This is a genomic window from Holdemanella sp. MSK.7.32 (genome assembly GCF_024460475.1).
GTDB lineage: Bacteria > Bacillota_I > Bacilli_A > Erysipelotrichales > Erysipelotrichaceae > Holdemanella.
Genome location: NZ_JANFYN010000130.1, coordinates 1 through 399 on the forward strand (window position 1 = coordinate 1; position 399 = coordinate 399).

General features: G+C 34.1%; 1 protein-coding gene. It reads right to left on the minus strand.

What is annotated here, in order from left to right; genetic code table 11:
- Positions 1-3: 3 nt before the first annotated feature.
- A partial coding sequence (locus tag NE544_RS12115) for a transposase (protein ID WP_256269510.1) occupies positions 4-399 on the minus strand: 396 nt, incomplete at its 5' end.

The following is a 399-nucleotide window of genomic DNA, read 5'->3' on the forward strand; positions in this document are numbered from 1 at the left end:
TTTTTATTGTATATAGGCAATTTCCAAAATGAAATTGTCTTTTTTTGTATATTTTGGAGGATTTATTGAATTTTTTGATGGCTTTCTTCTATATTTTCCTCTCCAAAGGGACATTTTCTTCAGATTATGGCACGCAAAAATCAACCAAGCATTCTGTTGGTTTTTCTTCAAGCCTTTTAACCTTGTGAATCGTAGTCCATTGTTTTCTTTACAGTCCGCAAATACTCGTTCAATGGTTTCTTTTCTCTGTGGATAAATTTCTTTCCATTCCATAGTATGACGGATCTCATCGGCATATTCTCTAAACTCTTCCCATAGGTGACGTTCGATAACTTTTGTCATGTTCTTACTCTTTGTACATTTGTTTCTAAGAGGACAATCCTTGCAGTCTTTTGGATC